This window comes from Pseudomonas sp. CCC4.1, assembly GCF_035019225.1.
Classification (GTDB): Bacteria; Pseudomonadota; Gammaproteobacteria; order Pseudomonadales; family Pseudomonadaceae; genus Aquipseudomonas; species Aquipseudomonas bubulae.
The window spans coordinates 1-13923 of sequence record NZ_JASJWL010000051.1 but is presented as its reverse complement, the minus strand read 5'-3'; the positions used below and the strand labels follow the sequence as shown (position 1 = coordinate 13923).

Below are 13923 nucleotides of genomic sequence, written 5' to 3'. Positions count from 1 at the left end.
TTCTTAAATCCTTGTAGGAAAACACACATAAGATGCAAGGGTAACCCAGCGTGGGGGGGCTAGACCAGCCGCACCATGCCAGGGCACTCATCTCATGCTGTAGAGGTCGTGTTTGCGACCTTAGATCACCCGCGAATAGCGCTGACGGGTTTGTTGCTCAAGGTAAGCGTCGAACACCATGCACACCGAGCGCACCAGCAGCCTGCCAGCAGGCAGCACAGTCAGTTGCTGGTCGTCCAGGGCGATCAGGCCGTCGGCGGCCATGGTCTTGAGCGTCGGCCACTGAGGGGCAAAATAGCCGCGAAAGTCGATATTGAACGCCTGCTCCACGGTCGCGAACGGCAGGTGCAAATTGCAGATGATCTGCTGGATGACCTCGCGACGGATACGGTCATCCTGATTGCATACCAGGCCACGGCTGGTGGCGAGCTGGCCGCTGGCCAGGGTGTGCTGGTATTTGGCCAGGTCGCTGTCATTTTGGCAGTACAGGTCGCCGATCTGGCTGATGGCGGAGACACCAAGCCCGATCAGGTCGCAATGGCCGTGGGTGGTATAACCCTGGAAGTTGCGTTGCAGGGTTGATTCTTCCTGGGCGATGGCCAGTTCATCGTCTGGCAGGGCGAAATGATCCATGCCGATATAGCGGTAGCCGGCGCCGGTCAGTTGCTCGATGGTGCGCTCCAGCATCTGTAGCTTGGCGGCAGGCGAGGGCAGGTCGCTGGTGTTGATGCGTCGTTGGGGCATGAAGCGTTCAGGCAAGTGCGCGTAGTTGAACACCGACAGGCGATCGGGCTGCAGGCTGATCACTTCTTCAACGGTGCGGGCAAAGGCTTCCGGGGTCTGCTTGGGCAGGCCGTAGATCAGGTCGATATTGATCGAGCGAAATTGCAGCGTGCGTGCAGCGTCGATCACTGCCCGGGTCTCTTCCAGGCTTTGCAGGCGATTGACCGCCCTTTGCACGTCCGGGTCGAGGTCTTGCAGGCCGATGCTGACACGGTTGAAGCCCAGTTCACGCAACAGGCCCATGGTCGACCAGTCGGCTTCGCGGGGGTCGATTTCGATGCCGTAGTCGCCGGAGTCGTCGTCCAGCAGATTGAATTGCTGACGCAGCTTGGCCATCAGTTGGCGCAATTCGTCGTGGCTAAGAAAAGTCGGGGTGCCGCCGCCAAAGTGCAGTTGCTCGACCTTCTGCCTGGGGTCGAGGTGGCAGGCGATCATCTGGATTTCCTGATCGAGTTTCTGCAGGTAGGGCTGGGCCCGGCCACGGTCTTTGGTAATGACCTTGTTGCAGGCGCAGTAATAGCAAATATTGGCGCAAAACGGCACGTGCACATACAACGACAGCGGGCGCAGAGCCTTGCGGCTTTCGCGCAGGGCGTGCAGCAGGTCGAACGGGCTGACCTGGCTGTTGAACTGCATGGCTGTCGGGTATGAGGTGTAGCGCGGTCCGGCAAGATCGTAGCGGCGGATCAATTCTGGGTCCCAACGAATGGCGTCGAGCATGCGGGCATTCCCCTGGGATGGCTGGCAATGCTCCGGATTCTAGGGGGTGGGTCGTTGTAGCATCTTGATTTGCATCAACAGCTGTGATTGGCAAGTGCACCTGTGGGAGCGAGCTTGCTCGCGATACCGGCGACGCAATGTGTCAGGCAAATCGCGGTGATGCCATCGCGAGCAAGCTCGCTCCCACGGGTTCTGTCTAATGCCCCATCAACCAGTGCTGATGCGGGCCGGGCAGGGTCCAGATACCGAACAGGATCACCAGTAATCCTCCAGCCATGCGCACGCTGCGTTTGCGCAGCACTGCGGTAACACGTTCTGCGGCAAGGCCGGTGGCCAGCAGTACGGGCCAGGTGCCCAGCCCGAACCCCAGCATCAGTAATGCACTGTCGACTGCGCTGCCCTGGCTGGCGGACCAGATCAGCGTGCTGTACACCAGCCCGCAGGGCAGCCAGCCCCACAGTGCCCCCAGCAGCAAGGCGCGCGGCAGGCTGGTGACCGGCAACAAGCGGCTGGCCACGGGCTGGATATGCCGCCACAGGCCGCGGCCCAGGCTTTCAATGCGGGTCAGGCCGCTCCACCAGCCGGCGAGGTACAGGCCCATGCAAATCAGCAGCAAACCGGCGAGGATGCGCATAAACATGGCCGCCGGGCTGTTGGCTACTGCCCAGCCTGCCAGCCCCAGCAGTAGTCCTGCTGTGGCATAGCTGAGAATTCGGCCAAGGTTGTAGGCCAGCAGCAGCCTGAAGCGTCGGCTGCGTTGCTCTTTGGGGATGGCCAGCGTCAGTGCGCCCATCAGACCGCCGCACATGCCCAGGCAGTGTCCGCCCCCGAGCAGGCCCAGGATAACGGCCGATACCAGCAGCGGGGCCAGCTCAAGCATGGGGCGGGGCTTTTTTGTCGGTGTCGCTGGCCGACTCCGGGTGCAGGTTTTTGGCTTCTTCGACGGCAGCGGTATGCTGCGGATCCTGGTCATCGAACAGGATGCTGTGGGCTGGGCTGTCCAGGTCATCATACTGGCCGCTGTCGACTGCCCAGAAGAAGATAAAGATGCAGATGGCGACAATCAGCAGGGCCGCCGGAATCATGATGTAAAGCGCTGGCATAAGGGCTCCAGGGGACCGGGTCAAGCCGGTAGCGGGCGAGAGTGTGGCATGGCTGGAGTATGCGCCTGGGCGGGCATGCGCGTCAGGCGCAAGGCGTTGAGCACCACGGTCAGTGAGCTGATCGACATGCCGATGGCGGCCCAGATCGGAGTAATCCAGCCCAGTGCGGCGAATGGCAGCATCAGGCCATTATAGAGTCCGGCCCACAACAGGTTTTCGATGATCACCCGTCGGGTCCGTCGCGCCAGGCTGAACGCTTGCACCAGCGCGTCCAGGCGGTTGGACAGCAGCACCGCATCGGCGCTGGTTTTCGCCAGGTCGGTCGCCGAGCCCATGGCCACGCTGATATCGGCAGCGGCGAGCACAGGCACATCGTTGACACCATCCCCCAGCATCAGCACCTTGCGGCCTTGGGCGTGCAGTTTTTGCAAGACCTGCAATTTGTCATCCGGGCGCAAGCCGCCCTGAGCTTCATCGATCCCCAGTTCGGCGGCCACGCTGGCGACCATCGGCGAACTGTCCCCCGACAGCAGCAGCGTGTGCCAGCCGCGGGCCTTGCACGCTGCCAGCAATGCCGGGGCATCGTCCCGCAGGCGGTCGTCCAGAACAAACCAGGCCAGCACGCCTTGGGTGTCGCCCAGCAGCAGCCATTGGCCGGGTTCGTCCGGCATGTCCGGGATCGGGCACTGGCTCAGCTCACAGGCAAATCCTGGCTGGCCTATGCGCAAGCGCTGCTCGCCGACCAGCCCTTCAAGGCCCAGTCCAGGCACGCTGCGTACTTCTTCAGCGGCTTGCGCAGCGCGGCCAAACGCACGGGCAATCGGGTGCTCGGAGCGGTTTTCCAGAGCGGCCGCAAGGGCCAGGCAGTGGTCGCTGTCCAGCTCGCGCAAAGGGCGAATGGCCCGCAGCGCCAGGCGTCCTTCAGTCAGGGTGCCGGTCTTGTCGAAAATCACTGTGTCGATCTGGTTCAGGCCTTCGATCACATGGCCACGGGTCAGTAGCAGGCCCAGCTTGTGCAGGGTGCCGGTAGCGGCGGTGAGTGCGGTCGGCGTCGCCAGCGACAAAGCGCAAGGGCAGGTGGCGACCAGCATCGCCAGGACAATCCAGAAGGCCCGTGATGCATCAAGTTGCCACCACCACAGGCCGATACCCGCAGCAGCGATCAATGAGAACAGCAGGAACCACTGCGCGGCCTTGTCGGCAATCTCCGCAAGGCGAGGTTTTTCGCTTTGAGCGCGATCAAGCAGGCGCACGATGGCGGACAGGCGCGTGTCCTGGCCCAGCGCCATGACTTCAACGGTCAGCGCGCCTTCCACATTCAGGGTACCGGCCGTGACGGCGTCGCCAATCTGCCGTGGTTGTGGCAGGTATTCGCCAGTCAGCAGGGATTCGTCGATGCTGGACTGACCATCCAGGATCTTGCCGTCAGCCGGCAGGATTGAGCCGGGGTGCACCAGCACCCGGTCGCCGACCTTGAGTTCAGTCAGCAGAATGCGTTCGCTTTGCCCGTCAGCGCTCAGGCGCAGGCATGAGGCTGGCAGCAGGTTGACCAATTGCGCAGTGGCGGCGGCGGTGCGCTCGCGGGCGCGGCGCTCCAGATAGCGGCCGGCCAGCAAAAACAGGGCAAACATGCCCACAGCATCGAAATACAGCTCGCCGACGCCGGTGATGGCCGTCCAGATCCCGGCGATATAAGCACCGCCGATGGCCAGGGAGACTGACACATCCATGGTCAGGTGGCGGGTGCGCAGGTCGCGCATGGCGCCTTTGAAAAAGGGGGCGCAACTGTAGAACACGATAGGTGTTGTCAGAAACAACGCTACCCAGCGCAGGATGGTGTGCATCTCGGGGCTGAGGTCGATATTGAACTCTGGCCAGGTGGCCATGGTAGCCATCATGGCCTGAAACCACAGCAGCCCGGCGACACCGAGCTGGCGCAAGGCCAGGCGGTTTTCGCTGGCCAATTGTTCGGTGGCACGGTCGGCCTGGTACGGGTGCGCGGCATAGCCGATATGGCGCAGTTCGCTGAGGACTTCACTCAATGGCAATTGGCTATCGTCCCAGCGTACCTGCAGGCGATGGTTGGACAAGTTGAGTCGCGCTTCACTGACGGCTGGCAGATGGCGCAGGTGCTTTTCGATCAGCCAGCCACAGGCGGCGCAGCTGATGCCTTCGATCAGCAGGGTGGTTTCGGCTTGCTCGCCCTCATGTCGGACAAAGGGTTTTTGCACATCGGGGCGGTCATACAGCGCCAACTCTTCAACCAGTTGCACGGGCAGGGCTTGAGGGTTGGCGGATGCTTCACTGCGGTGCTGGTAATAGCTTTCGAGACCGCCAGCGACGATAGCCTCGGCCACTGCCTGGCAGCCGGGGCAGCAGAACTCGCGAACTTCGCCCAGAACAACGGCGGTAAACCGGCTGCCGGGGGGGACGGGCAGGGCGCAGTGATAGCAGGGAGCGGGAGTGGTCATGGTGCTCTATCGCGATATTGTGTCACCAGAAAATACGTCATCGCGGACAAGACCGCTCCCACAGGGTTCGCGCATCCCTGTGGGAGCGGGCTTGCCCGCGATGGGGTTATTTCGACTTGTGGTCTTCAGCGCCTTGAATGGGCTCGTCGCCCAGCAGCAGGTCCTTGTCGTGGCCGACCAGTTCTTCTTCGAACAGGCGCCAGGTCTTGCCATCTTCAACACCCAGCAGCTCAACAAAGCGGCGACCTTCAATCTTGTCATCCAGTTGGCCGATATAGCGACCCGGTTCCGTTGCGCTCTGGCTCAGGCTGACCTTGCGGTCTTTTTCCGGCTGGGTCGGTGAAATCAGGTTCAGTTCCAGCACTTGCGGCTTGCTGTTGCCCTCAAGCAGCAGCACGACTTCGCCGGTCATTTCATCCAGGCGTAACTTGGCTTTGAGTTGCAGGGTCTGGCCCAGCAGCTCACGGTCCAGTGCCCGATTGATGCCTTTGCCCGCCTCGTAGTAATTATCGTTGACCAGGTTGTCCGGGTTGTTCACGGCAATGGTGACCATCGACAGGGTCAGGGTTACCGAGCAGGCCAGGATGGCAATGATGATCCATGGCCAGATGTGCTTGTACCAGGGGCTGGAAGCATTTGCTGCGGGCATGTCGAGTTCTCTTATCTGATTTGTGGGCCGATGAATCGGCTCTTGGCTTTAACGTTGACGTCGTTGTTGTCGGCGTCCTTGAGGATAAAGAACACCTCGTTGGTACTCGACGGCAGCTTCTCGGGGGCAATTGACAGCTCGACCGGCAGGCTGACGATATCGCCGGCCGCGACCTTGATTTCGCGTTTGCCCTGCAGCTTGAGATCCGGCAGGCCGGTGGCCTCCAGCACGTAGGTGTGGTCGTGCTGGTCCTTGTTCATGATCTTCAGGCTGTAGACGTTTTCGATCCGCCCTTCGGCGTTCTCGCGATACAGCACGCGGTCTTTGCTCACGTCGAAGCCTACCAGCGTGCGGGTAAAGAACGCAGCGGCCAGCAGACCCATCATGGTCAGCAATACCAGGGCATAGCCGATCAGGCGCGGACGCAGCTTATGGGTTTTCTGGCCGGAGAGGTTGTGCTCGGTGGTGTAGCTGATCAAGCCGCGGGGGTAGTTCATCTTGTCCATGATGCTGTCGCAGGCATCGATACAGGCCGCGCAGCCGATGCACTCGATCTGCAGGCCATCGCGGATATCAATCCCGGTCGGGCATACCTGCACGCACATGGTGCAGTCGATGCAGTCGCCCAGGCCCATGGCCTTGTAGTCGGCGTCCTTTTTGCGCGGGCCACGGACTTCACCACGGCGCGGGTCGTAGGAAACGATCAGGGTGTCTTTATCAAACATCACGCTCTGGAAGCGCGCATACGGGCACATATAGATGCACACCTGCTCGCGCAGCCAGCCGGCGTTGCCATAGGTGGCGAGGGTGAAGAAGCCGACCCAGAAATACGCCCAGCCATCAGCCTGACCAGTGAAGAAGTCGATCACCAGTTCGCGGATGGGTGAGAAGTAGCCGACAAAGGTCATGCCGGTGACAAAGCCGATCAATAGCCAGAGTGTGTGCTTGCTGAACTTGCGCACAAACTTGTTGGCGCTCATCGGTGCCTTGTCGAGCTTGATGCGCTGGTTGCGGTCGCCTTCAGTGACCTTCTCGCACCACATGAACACCCACGTCCAAACGCTTTGCGGGCAGGTGTAGCCGCACCACACGCGCCCGGCGTAAACCGTAATAAAGAACAGGCCAAAGGCCGCGACGATCAGCAGCCCTGAGAGCAGGATAAAATCCTGTGGCCAGAAGGTGGCGCCAAAAATAAAGAATTTGCGTTCGGGCAGGTTCCACCACACCGCCTGGTGACCGCCCCAGTTGAGCCATACCGTACCGAAATACAGCAGGAACAACAGCGCTCCGCCGCCAATGCGCAGATTGCGGAAAAGCCCGGTAAAGGCGCGGGTGTAGATTTTCTCCCTGGCCGCGTACAGGTCAGTGCTTTCAGCGGGTTTTTTGGCAGGTGGAGTGACGTTGTGTACAGGAATCTGATTGCTCATTAGTGCGTCCCACGGCAGTGGAAAATGCCTCGGTCAGTACGTGCCGACCGCGGTCAGAAGGTGTTGCGATAGCGTAATGATACCCCTGTGACTCTAGCTCAAGGGTGCGACCTTTGGTCGCGTTCCGGAAAATGGCAAGTTGGTATAGGAGTTGTAACAACTCATGACATGGATCAATTGACTTACACCTGCAGGTGAGTTGCGTTCTGGCCGAGTCAAAGCTCCCAAGGGTTGAGTACAGGGGCGCCGCTAAAGGCAAAGTCCCGGGTATTGCGGGTAACCACGGTCATGTCATGCACCAGTGCGGTGGCCGCGATCAGGGCGTCGCATTCATTGCTGCGGTCAGGCACATGCAGGCGGGCGCAGCGTCTGGCAACGGCGCCATCGACTGACAGCACGCGCCCGGCAAAAGCAGACATAACATGTACTTCAAGCCAGTTGCGCAAGGGGGCTGCCTGCTCCGGGTCGCGGCGCTCCAGGCGCAAGATGCCAGTTTCGATTTCCAGCAGGGTAATGGCCGAGATATACAGTTTGTAAGCCGGGACGCTGCGGGCCCAGGCCACCACTGCAGGGTCGGCCTGGGTTTTGCGCAGTTCAGAAACTACGTTGGTATCGAGCAGGAACATTAGAAATCCACTGGGCGCGGCGTGATGACTGCGCGTTCGGGTTCGAATTCAACCGGCGTTGTTTCGGGCATCACCAGCAGATCGACAATGCTGGTGTCCAGGCCGGTTAGCCGTTGGTACTCCTCCATGCATAGCAGTACATGGGCGGGGCGGCCACGGTCCGTGATGTAAACAGGCCCTTGTTGCGATGCTTTTTTGGCACCGCTTGTGTCCTGGTTGAATTCGCGGCTTGAAATGGTGGTGATGGTCATGGGCTGATCCTCCCCAAAAATACAATGTAGAAACGTTACTACCTTGTGGGTGCGTACGGCAATAGCTGCTGCAGCCCTGAAACAAAATGGCCCCGCCAACTGTCGTTGGCGGGGCCATTTTTTGCAGCGTTCAAACTAACGCGTTACTCGTCTGTCTTGGCTTCATCACCATGGGACAGGCTGTACACGTAGGCAGCCAGCAAGTGAACCTTGTCGTTCCCCTGCAGGTCAGCCTGGGCAGGCATCTGGCCCTGACGGCCGTAGCGGATGGTCTGCTGCAGTTGAGCAAAGCTCGAACCGTAGATAAACGCCCCCGGGTGAGTCAGGTTGGGTGCGCCCATCAGCGGGTTGCCCTTGCCCTCCGGCCCGTGGCAAACCGCACAGTTGGTCGCGTAGATTTCCTTGCCTTTGGCAGGGTCGGCTTTCGCGCCTTCTGGCAGCTTGCGCCCGTCGAGACTGGTCAGCACATAGGCGGCCACGTCGCTGACGCCTTGCTCACCGATCACTTCGGACCAGCCCGGCATGACCGCGTGACGGCCGGCCATGATGGTGGTCTTGATGTCGGCAGGCGTCCCGCCCCAGCGCCAGTCGGCGTCGGTCAGGTTGGGGAAGCCGTAGGCGCCTTTGGCGTCGGAGCCGTGGCACACCGAACAGTTGGAGGCGAACAGGCGGCCACCCATTTTCAGTGCTTGCGGGTCCTTGGCCACTTCTTCAATGGGCATGGCGGCGAATTTGGCGAAGATCGGCCCAAACTTGGCGTCCGATTTGGCCATTTCCTTTTCCCACTCGTGTACACCGGTCCAGCCGGTCTGACCATTGGCAAACGGCGTCTGCTCTTTGGTGTCCAGGTACTGGTAGCCCGGCAGCAGGCCTTTCCAGTTACCCAGGCCCGGGTACAGCACAAGGTAGCCGAGGGCGAAAATGACGGTGCCCACAAAGAGCATGAACCACCATTTCGGCATTGGGTTGTCGTACTCTTCGATGCCGTCGAACGCGTGGCCGACTTTCTCGTCGGTCTGCTCGCTGCGCTGGCCCTTGCGGGTGGCCAGCAACAACCAGGTCAGGGCGAAGATGGTACCCAGAGTGAGGACTGTAACGTACAGACTCCAGAACGTAGTCATTCTTTGTTACTCCTAGAAGCTTGCTCTTGCTCGACGTGCTTGATGGCTTCGGGATCATCCTTGAACGGCAACAGGGTCGCGTCGTCAAATTCTGACTTGCGTCGCGGGCTGAAGACCCACAATGCCAAACCGATAAAAGCCACCATCACGACGACAGTGCCCAGGCCACGAATCATCCCGATATCCATTCAGATCACCGTTTGCTTTTGATGATGGTGCCCAAGCCCTGGAGGTAAGCCACCAGTGCGTCCATTTCGGTTTTGCCCTTCACTGCATCCTTGGCCCCGGCGATGTCTTCGTCGGTGTAAGGGACGCCGAGCGTGCGCAAGACTTCCATTTTTTTCGCGGTGTCCTTGCCGTCCAGCTTGCGCTCAACGAGGAATGGATAAGCCGGCATGATCGATTCGGGCACGACGTTGCGCGGGTTGTACAAGTGCGCGCGCTGCCAGTCATCGGAGTAACGCCCGCCCACTCGGGCCAGGTCCGGCCCGGTGCGTTTGGAGCCCCACAGGAACGGGTGGTCCCACACGCTTTCACCGGCAACCGAATAGTGGCCATAGCGTTCGGTTTCGGCACGGAACGGACGGATCATCTGCGAGTGGCAGCCGACACAGCCGTTGGCGATATAAATGTCACGGCCTTCCAGTTCCAGCGCGCTACGCGGCTTCATGCCCTCGACCGGGGTGTTGGTCACGTCCTGGAAGAACAGCGGAACGATTTGGGTAAGGCCGCCGATGCTCACGGCGATAACCATGAAGAAGGCCATCAGGCCGATGTTCTTCTCGATTGTTTCGTGCTTGATCATCAGTGCGCTCCAACTACAGCGATCTTGGTCGCCGCTTCAGCTTCTACCGGGTTCGAGGCACGCACGGTGCGGAACACGTTGTAGGCCATGAACAGCATACCGCTGGCGAAAATGGCACCGCCAAGGGCGCGAACAATAAAGCCCGGGTGGCTGGCTTGCAGTGCTTCGACAAACGAGTAGGTCAGGGTGCCGTCGTCGTTGATCGCACGCCACATCAGGCCCTGGGTGATGCCGTTGACCCACATCGAGGCGATGTAGAGCACGGTACCGATAGTCGCCAGCCAGAAGTGAACGTTGATCAGGCCGGTGCTGTACATCTGCTTCTGGCCATAGACTTTGGGGATCATGTGGTACATGGCACCGATCGAAATCATCGCCACCCAGCCCAGAGCGCCGGCGTGTACGTGGCCGATGGTCCAGTCGGTGTAGTGCGATAGCGCGTTGACGGTCTTGATCGCCATCATCGGGCCTTCGAAGGTCGACATGCCGTAGAAGGCCAGGGATACCACGAGGAAGCGCAGGATCGGGTCGGTGCGCAGCTTATGCCAGGCGCCCGAGAGGGTCATCATGCCGTTGATCATGCCGCCCCAGCTGGGTGCCAGCAGGATGATCGACATCGCCATGCCCAGAGACTGGGCCCAGTCCGGCAGTGCGGTGTAGTGCAAGTGGTGCGGACCGGCCCAGATATACAGGGTGATCAGCGCCCAGAAGTGCACGATGGACAGGCGATAGGAGTAGATCGGACGTTCGGCCTGCTTGGGCACGAAGTAGTACATCATCCCCAAAAAGCCGGTAGTCAGGAAGAAACCTACCGCGTTATGGCCGTACCACCACTGAATCATGGCGTCAGTCGCACCGGCGTAAGCCGAGTAGGACTTGAAGAAGCTCACCGGCAGGGACGCGTGGTTGACGATATGCAGCATTGCCGTCACGACAATGAATGCACCGTAGAACCAGTTACCGACATAGATATGCTTGGTTTTACGCTTGGTGATGGTGCCGAAGAACACAATGCCGTAGGTCACCCAGACAATCGCCAGCAAAATAGCCAAAGGCCATTCCAGCTCGGCGTATTCTTTGGTGGTGGTGTAACCCAGTGGCAGGGTGATGATCGCGCCGACGATAACCGCTTGCCAACCCCAGAAGGTAAACGAGGCCAGCGAATCGGAGATCAGTCGTGTCTGGCAGGTTCGCTGCACGACGTAGTAGGAGGTGCCAAACAATGCACAGCCACCAAAGGCAAAGATCACAAGGTTGGTATGCAGGGGACGCAGACGGCCGAAGGTCGTCCACTCGAGGCCAAGGTTCAATTCAGGCCACACAAGCTGTGACGCGATGAAAACCCCGAGCCCCATGCCAAGGATCCCCCAGACCACCGTCATGATGGCGAACTGGCGGACTACCTTATAGTTATAAGCAGTCGGGCTGATTGCTGTGCTCATTCTAAGGTTCCACGGTTTAGGTATTTTATTAGGATAAAAATCGGTCGCAAGTATGTATAAAGCGTAGGGCTATTGCAACGAACCATGACCCCGGTCAATGCTTTCCAAGGCTTGTTCTGCGGCCTTTCCATGCGCGGAGTAAGGTCAAAGTGACCTCGCCAAAAACGCCGCATGCAGGGCAAAAGTGGAGGGGTCGAGGCGGGCGGGTTGAGGTGGGGGCAAGGCGCGGCAAACATCGTAATGCACGATAGCCGGTGCAAACCCACCATTGTGGCCCGTAACGCTGCCCTTCAACTTACCGGTTAGTTTCACTTGACGTGGCGCTGCACAGATCCGGCTCACACAAGCGTTGAGCTTAGTCCTGAATGGCGGGAGAGCAATGGCGGGGCTGAAAGAGGTGCGACACTTGGTCGCGCTTTGAGGCGGGAACTGCCGCACCAAAATGATGCGGCAGGAAATGTCCGGTAATTATTCGGCTGTTTTTTCCTCTTGATTACCGTGTGACAAGCTGAACACGTAGGCCGCCAGCAGCTGTACCTTGTCGTTGCCCAACAAATCGTTTTGCGCAGGCATGTGGCCCTGACGGCCGTGGCGAATGGTTTGTTGCAATTGCGCCAGGCTGGTGCCGTAGATAAAACCGGCAGGTTGGGTCAGGTCTGGCGCGCCCATCAGCGGCATGCCTTTACCGTTTGCCCCGTGGCAGGCCACGCAAGTGGTTTCGTAGGCTTGCTTGCCAGCCGTCAGATCGACAGTGGCGCCTTCAGGGAGGGGCAGGCCCGCCAGGTCGTGGCGTACATAGGCGGCGACGTTTTTGACTCCGTTTTCACCCAGTACTTCACCCCAGGCCGGCATTGCCGCGATGCGACCGCCCATGATGGTGGCCTTGATCGTGTCGGCGTCGCCGCCCCAGCGCCAGGTGTTGTCGGCCAGGTTAGGGAAGCCGAAAGCGCCCTTGGCATCCGAGCCGTGGCACACCGAGCAGTTGGAAGCAAACAGGCGCCCGCCCATTTTCAGTGCTGCCGGATCCTGAGCGACTTGTTCAACGGGCATGGAGGCATATTTGGCGTAGATGGGCCCAAATTTGGCGTCCGCCTTGTCCATTTCCTTTTCCCACTCATGTACACCGGTCCAGCCATTCTCATAGCCGGGCAGCAGGCCTTTCCAGTTGCCCAGGCCCGGGTACAGGATCAGGTAGCCCACGGCAAATACCAGCGTGCCGACGAACAACATGAACCACCATTGTGGCAGCGGGTTGTCGTACTCCTCGATGCCGTCAAAGCTGTGGCCCATGGTTTCGACCGTATCGCTTTTGGTCTCGCCCTTGCGCGTGCTGACCAGCAGCCAGGTCAGGCCGATCAGCGTGCCGATAGTCAGCACGCATATGTACAGACTCCAGAAGGTGGTCATGCTTTTTTACTCCTAGACGCTTGTTCTTTCTCGACGTGTTGAATCGCCTCTGGATCGTCCTTGAATGGCAGTAAGGTCGCGTCTTCAAACTCCGATTTGCGTCGCGGGCTGAACACCCACAGCGCCAGGCCTATAAACGCCACGGCCACCACCACGGTACCCAGGCCGCGAATCATTCCACTACTCATCTCCAAGACCATGGCTCACCTCTTGCTCTTGATGGCAGTGCCCAGCACTTGCAGGTAGGCGACCAGAGCGTCCATCTCGGTCTTGCCCTGCACGGACTGCTTGGCGTTGGCGATGTCTTCGTCGGTGTAAGGCACGCCCAGGGTGCGCATCACTTCGAGTTTTTTCTCGGTATGGCTGCTGTCTACCGGCGAGGCCACCAGCCATGGGTAAGCTGGCATTTTTGATTCGGGCACGACGTTGCGCGGGTTGTACAAGTGCGCGCGGTGCCAGTCATCCGAGTAGCGGCCACCGACGCGGGCCAGGTCCGGCCCGGTGCGCTTGGAACCCCACAGGAAGGGGTGATCCCACACGCTCTCACCGGCTACCGAGTAGTGACCATAACGCTCGGTCTCGGCACGGAACGGACGGATCATCTGCGAGTGGCACTGCACGCAGCCTTCACGGATGTAGATGTCGCGACCTTCCAGTTGCAGTGCGGTGTAAGGCTTCATGCCCTCCACCGGGGTGTTGGTCACGTCTTCAAAGAACAGCGGGACGATTTGCGTCAGGCCGCCCACGCTTACGCACAGGATCATCAGCAACAGCATCAGGCCGATATTTTTTTCAACGACTTCGTGTTTCATTGCCAACTCCTCAGGCCATCTGCGCGGCGGCTACGACTTCAGCGGGCTCGGCGTTACGCACGGTGCGCCAAGTGTTGTAAGCCATCAGCAACATGCCGCTGAAGAAGATTGCACCACCGACCAGTCGCACGACATAGCCCGGGTGGCTGGCCACCAGGGTTTCGACGAAGGAGTAAGTCAGCGTGCCGTCTTCGTTGACTGCGCGCCACATCAGGCCCTGGGCAATGCCGTTGACCCACATCGAGGCGATGTAGAGCACGGTGCCGATGGTGGCCAGCCAGAAGTGCGCGTTGATCAGGCCCAGGC

16 protein-coding genes are annotated in these 13923 nt (G+C 60.0%); all 16 read right to left on the bottom strand.

Features of this window, described 5'->3' with window-relative positions:
- Positions 1–120: 120 nt before the first annotated feature.
- Entirely contained in the window at positions 121–1503 is a 1383-nt protein-coding gene (hemN, locus tag QN377_RS17675) for an oxygen-independent coproporphyrinogen III oxidase (RefSeq protein ID WP_095024092.1), read from the bottom strand.
- 196 nt (positions 1504–1699) lie between these two features.
- The gene (locus tag QN377_RS17670) at positions 1700–2383 is read right to left on the bottom strand and encodes a sulfite exporter TauE/SafE family protein (RefSeq protein ID WP_095002762.1); all 684 of its coding nucleotides are present in this window, start codon (positions 2381–2383) and stop codon (positions 1700–1702) included.
- Positions 2376–2606, bottom strand: coding sequence for a cbb3-type cytochrome oxidase assembly protein CcoS (ccoS, locus tag QN377_RS17665; protein WP_095002761.1), 231 nt, complete (start codon positions 2604–2606; stop codon positions 2376–2378). The genes QN377_RS17670 and ccoS overlap by 8 nt, the downstream gene beginning before the upstream one ends.
- 20 nt (positions 2607–2626) lie before the next feature.
- Positions 2627–5077: a heavy metal translocating P-type ATPase gene (locus QN377_RS17660; RefSeq protein WP_322213198.1), complete on the bottom strand. Its 2451-nt coding sequence runs from the start codon at positions 5075–5077 to the stop codon at positions 2627–2629.
- Positions 5078–5183: 106 nt separating this feature from the next.
- Positions 5184–5726, bottom strand: coding sequence for a FixH family protein (locus tag QN377_RS17655; RefSeq protein ID WP_095002759.1), 543 nt, complete (start codon positions 5724–5726; stop codon positions 5184–5186).
- An 11-nt stretch (positions 5727–5737) separates the two neighbouring features.
- Entirely contained in the window at positions 5738–7153 is a 1416-nt protein-coding gene (gene ccoG, locus QN377_RS17650) for a cytochrome c oxidase accessory protein CcoG (RefSeq protein WP_095002758.1), read from the bottom strand.
- Positions 7154–7368: 215 nt separating this feature from the next.
- Complete coding sequence (locus QN377_RS17645) at positions 7369–7779, bottom strand: type II toxin-antitoxin system VapC family toxin (protein ID WP_095002757.1); 411 nt, start codon at positions 7777–7779, stop codon at positions 7369–7371.
- Positions 7779–8030, bottom strand: coding sequence for a type II toxin-antitoxin system Phd/YefM family antitoxin (locus QN377_RS17640; RefSeq protein WP_095002756.1), 252 nt, complete (start codon positions 8028–8030; stop codon positions 7779–7781). Before QN377_RS17640 ends, QN377_RS17645 begins: the two co-directional genes overlap by 1 nt.
- A gap of 143 nt (positions 8031–8173) precedes the next feature.
- Positions 8174–9151: a cytochrome-c oxidase, cbb3-type subunit III gene (gene ccoP / locus QN377_RS17635; protein WP_095002755.1), complete on the bottom strand. Its 978-nt coding sequence runs from the start codon at positions 9149–9151 to the stop codon at positions 8174–8176.
- Positions 9148–9339: a CcoQ/FixQ family Cbb3-type cytochrome c oxidase assembly chaperone gene (locus QN377_RS17630; protein WP_003447209.1), complete on the bottom strand. Its 192-nt coding sequence runs from the start codon at positions 9337–9339 to the stop codon at positions 9148–9150. Before QN377_RS17630 ends, ccoP (QN377_RS17635) begins: the two co-directional genes overlap by 4 nt.
- Positions 9340–9344: 5 nt before the next feature.
- Positions 9345–9956, bottom strand: a complete 612-nt coding sequence (gene ccoO / locus QN377_RS17625) for a cytochrome-c oxidase, cbb3-type subunit II (RefSeq protein ID WP_016780305.1) — start codon at positions 9954–9956, stop codon at positions 9345–9347.
- Entirely contained in the window at positions 9956–11398 is a 1443-nt protein-coding gene (gene ccoN, locus QN377_RS17620) for a cytochrome-c oxidase, cbb3-type subunit I (RefSeq protein ID WP_095002754.1), read from the bottom strand. Before ccoN ends, ccoO (QN377_RS17625) begins: the two co-directional genes overlap by 1 nt.
- A gap of 468 nt (positions 11399–11866) precedes the next feature.
- Positions 11867–12805 (bottom strand): cytochrome-c oxidase, cbb3-type subunit III, encoded by a 939-nt coding sequence (gene ccoP, locus QN377_RS17615; RefSeq protein ID WP_095018988.1) that lies wholly within the window; start codon positions 12803–12805, stop codon positions 11867–11869.
- Positions 12802–12993 carry a cbb3-type cytochrome oxidase subunit 3 gene (locus QN377_RS17610; protein ID WP_095002822.1) on the bottom strand — a complete coding sequence of 64 codons (192 nt, stop codon included), beginning with the start codon at positions 12991–12993 and terminating at the stop codon, positions 12802–12804. The genes ccoP (QN377_RS17615) and QN377_RS17610 overlap by 4 nt, the downstream gene beginning before the upstream one ends.
- Before the next feature lie 15 nt (positions 12994–13008).
- Positions 13009–13617, bottom strand: a complete 609-nt coding sequence (ccoO, locus tag QN377_RS17605; RefSeq protein ID WP_095002752.1) for a cytochrome-c oxidase, cbb3-type subunit II — start codon at positions 13615–13617, stop codon at positions 13009–13011.
- 10 nt (positions 13618–13627) lie between these two features.
- Positions 13628–13923 (bottom strand): cbb3-type cytochrome c oxidase subunit I (locus QN377_RS17600; RefSeq protein ID WP_323567645.1); only part of this gene is annotated, 296 nt, incomplete at its 5' end.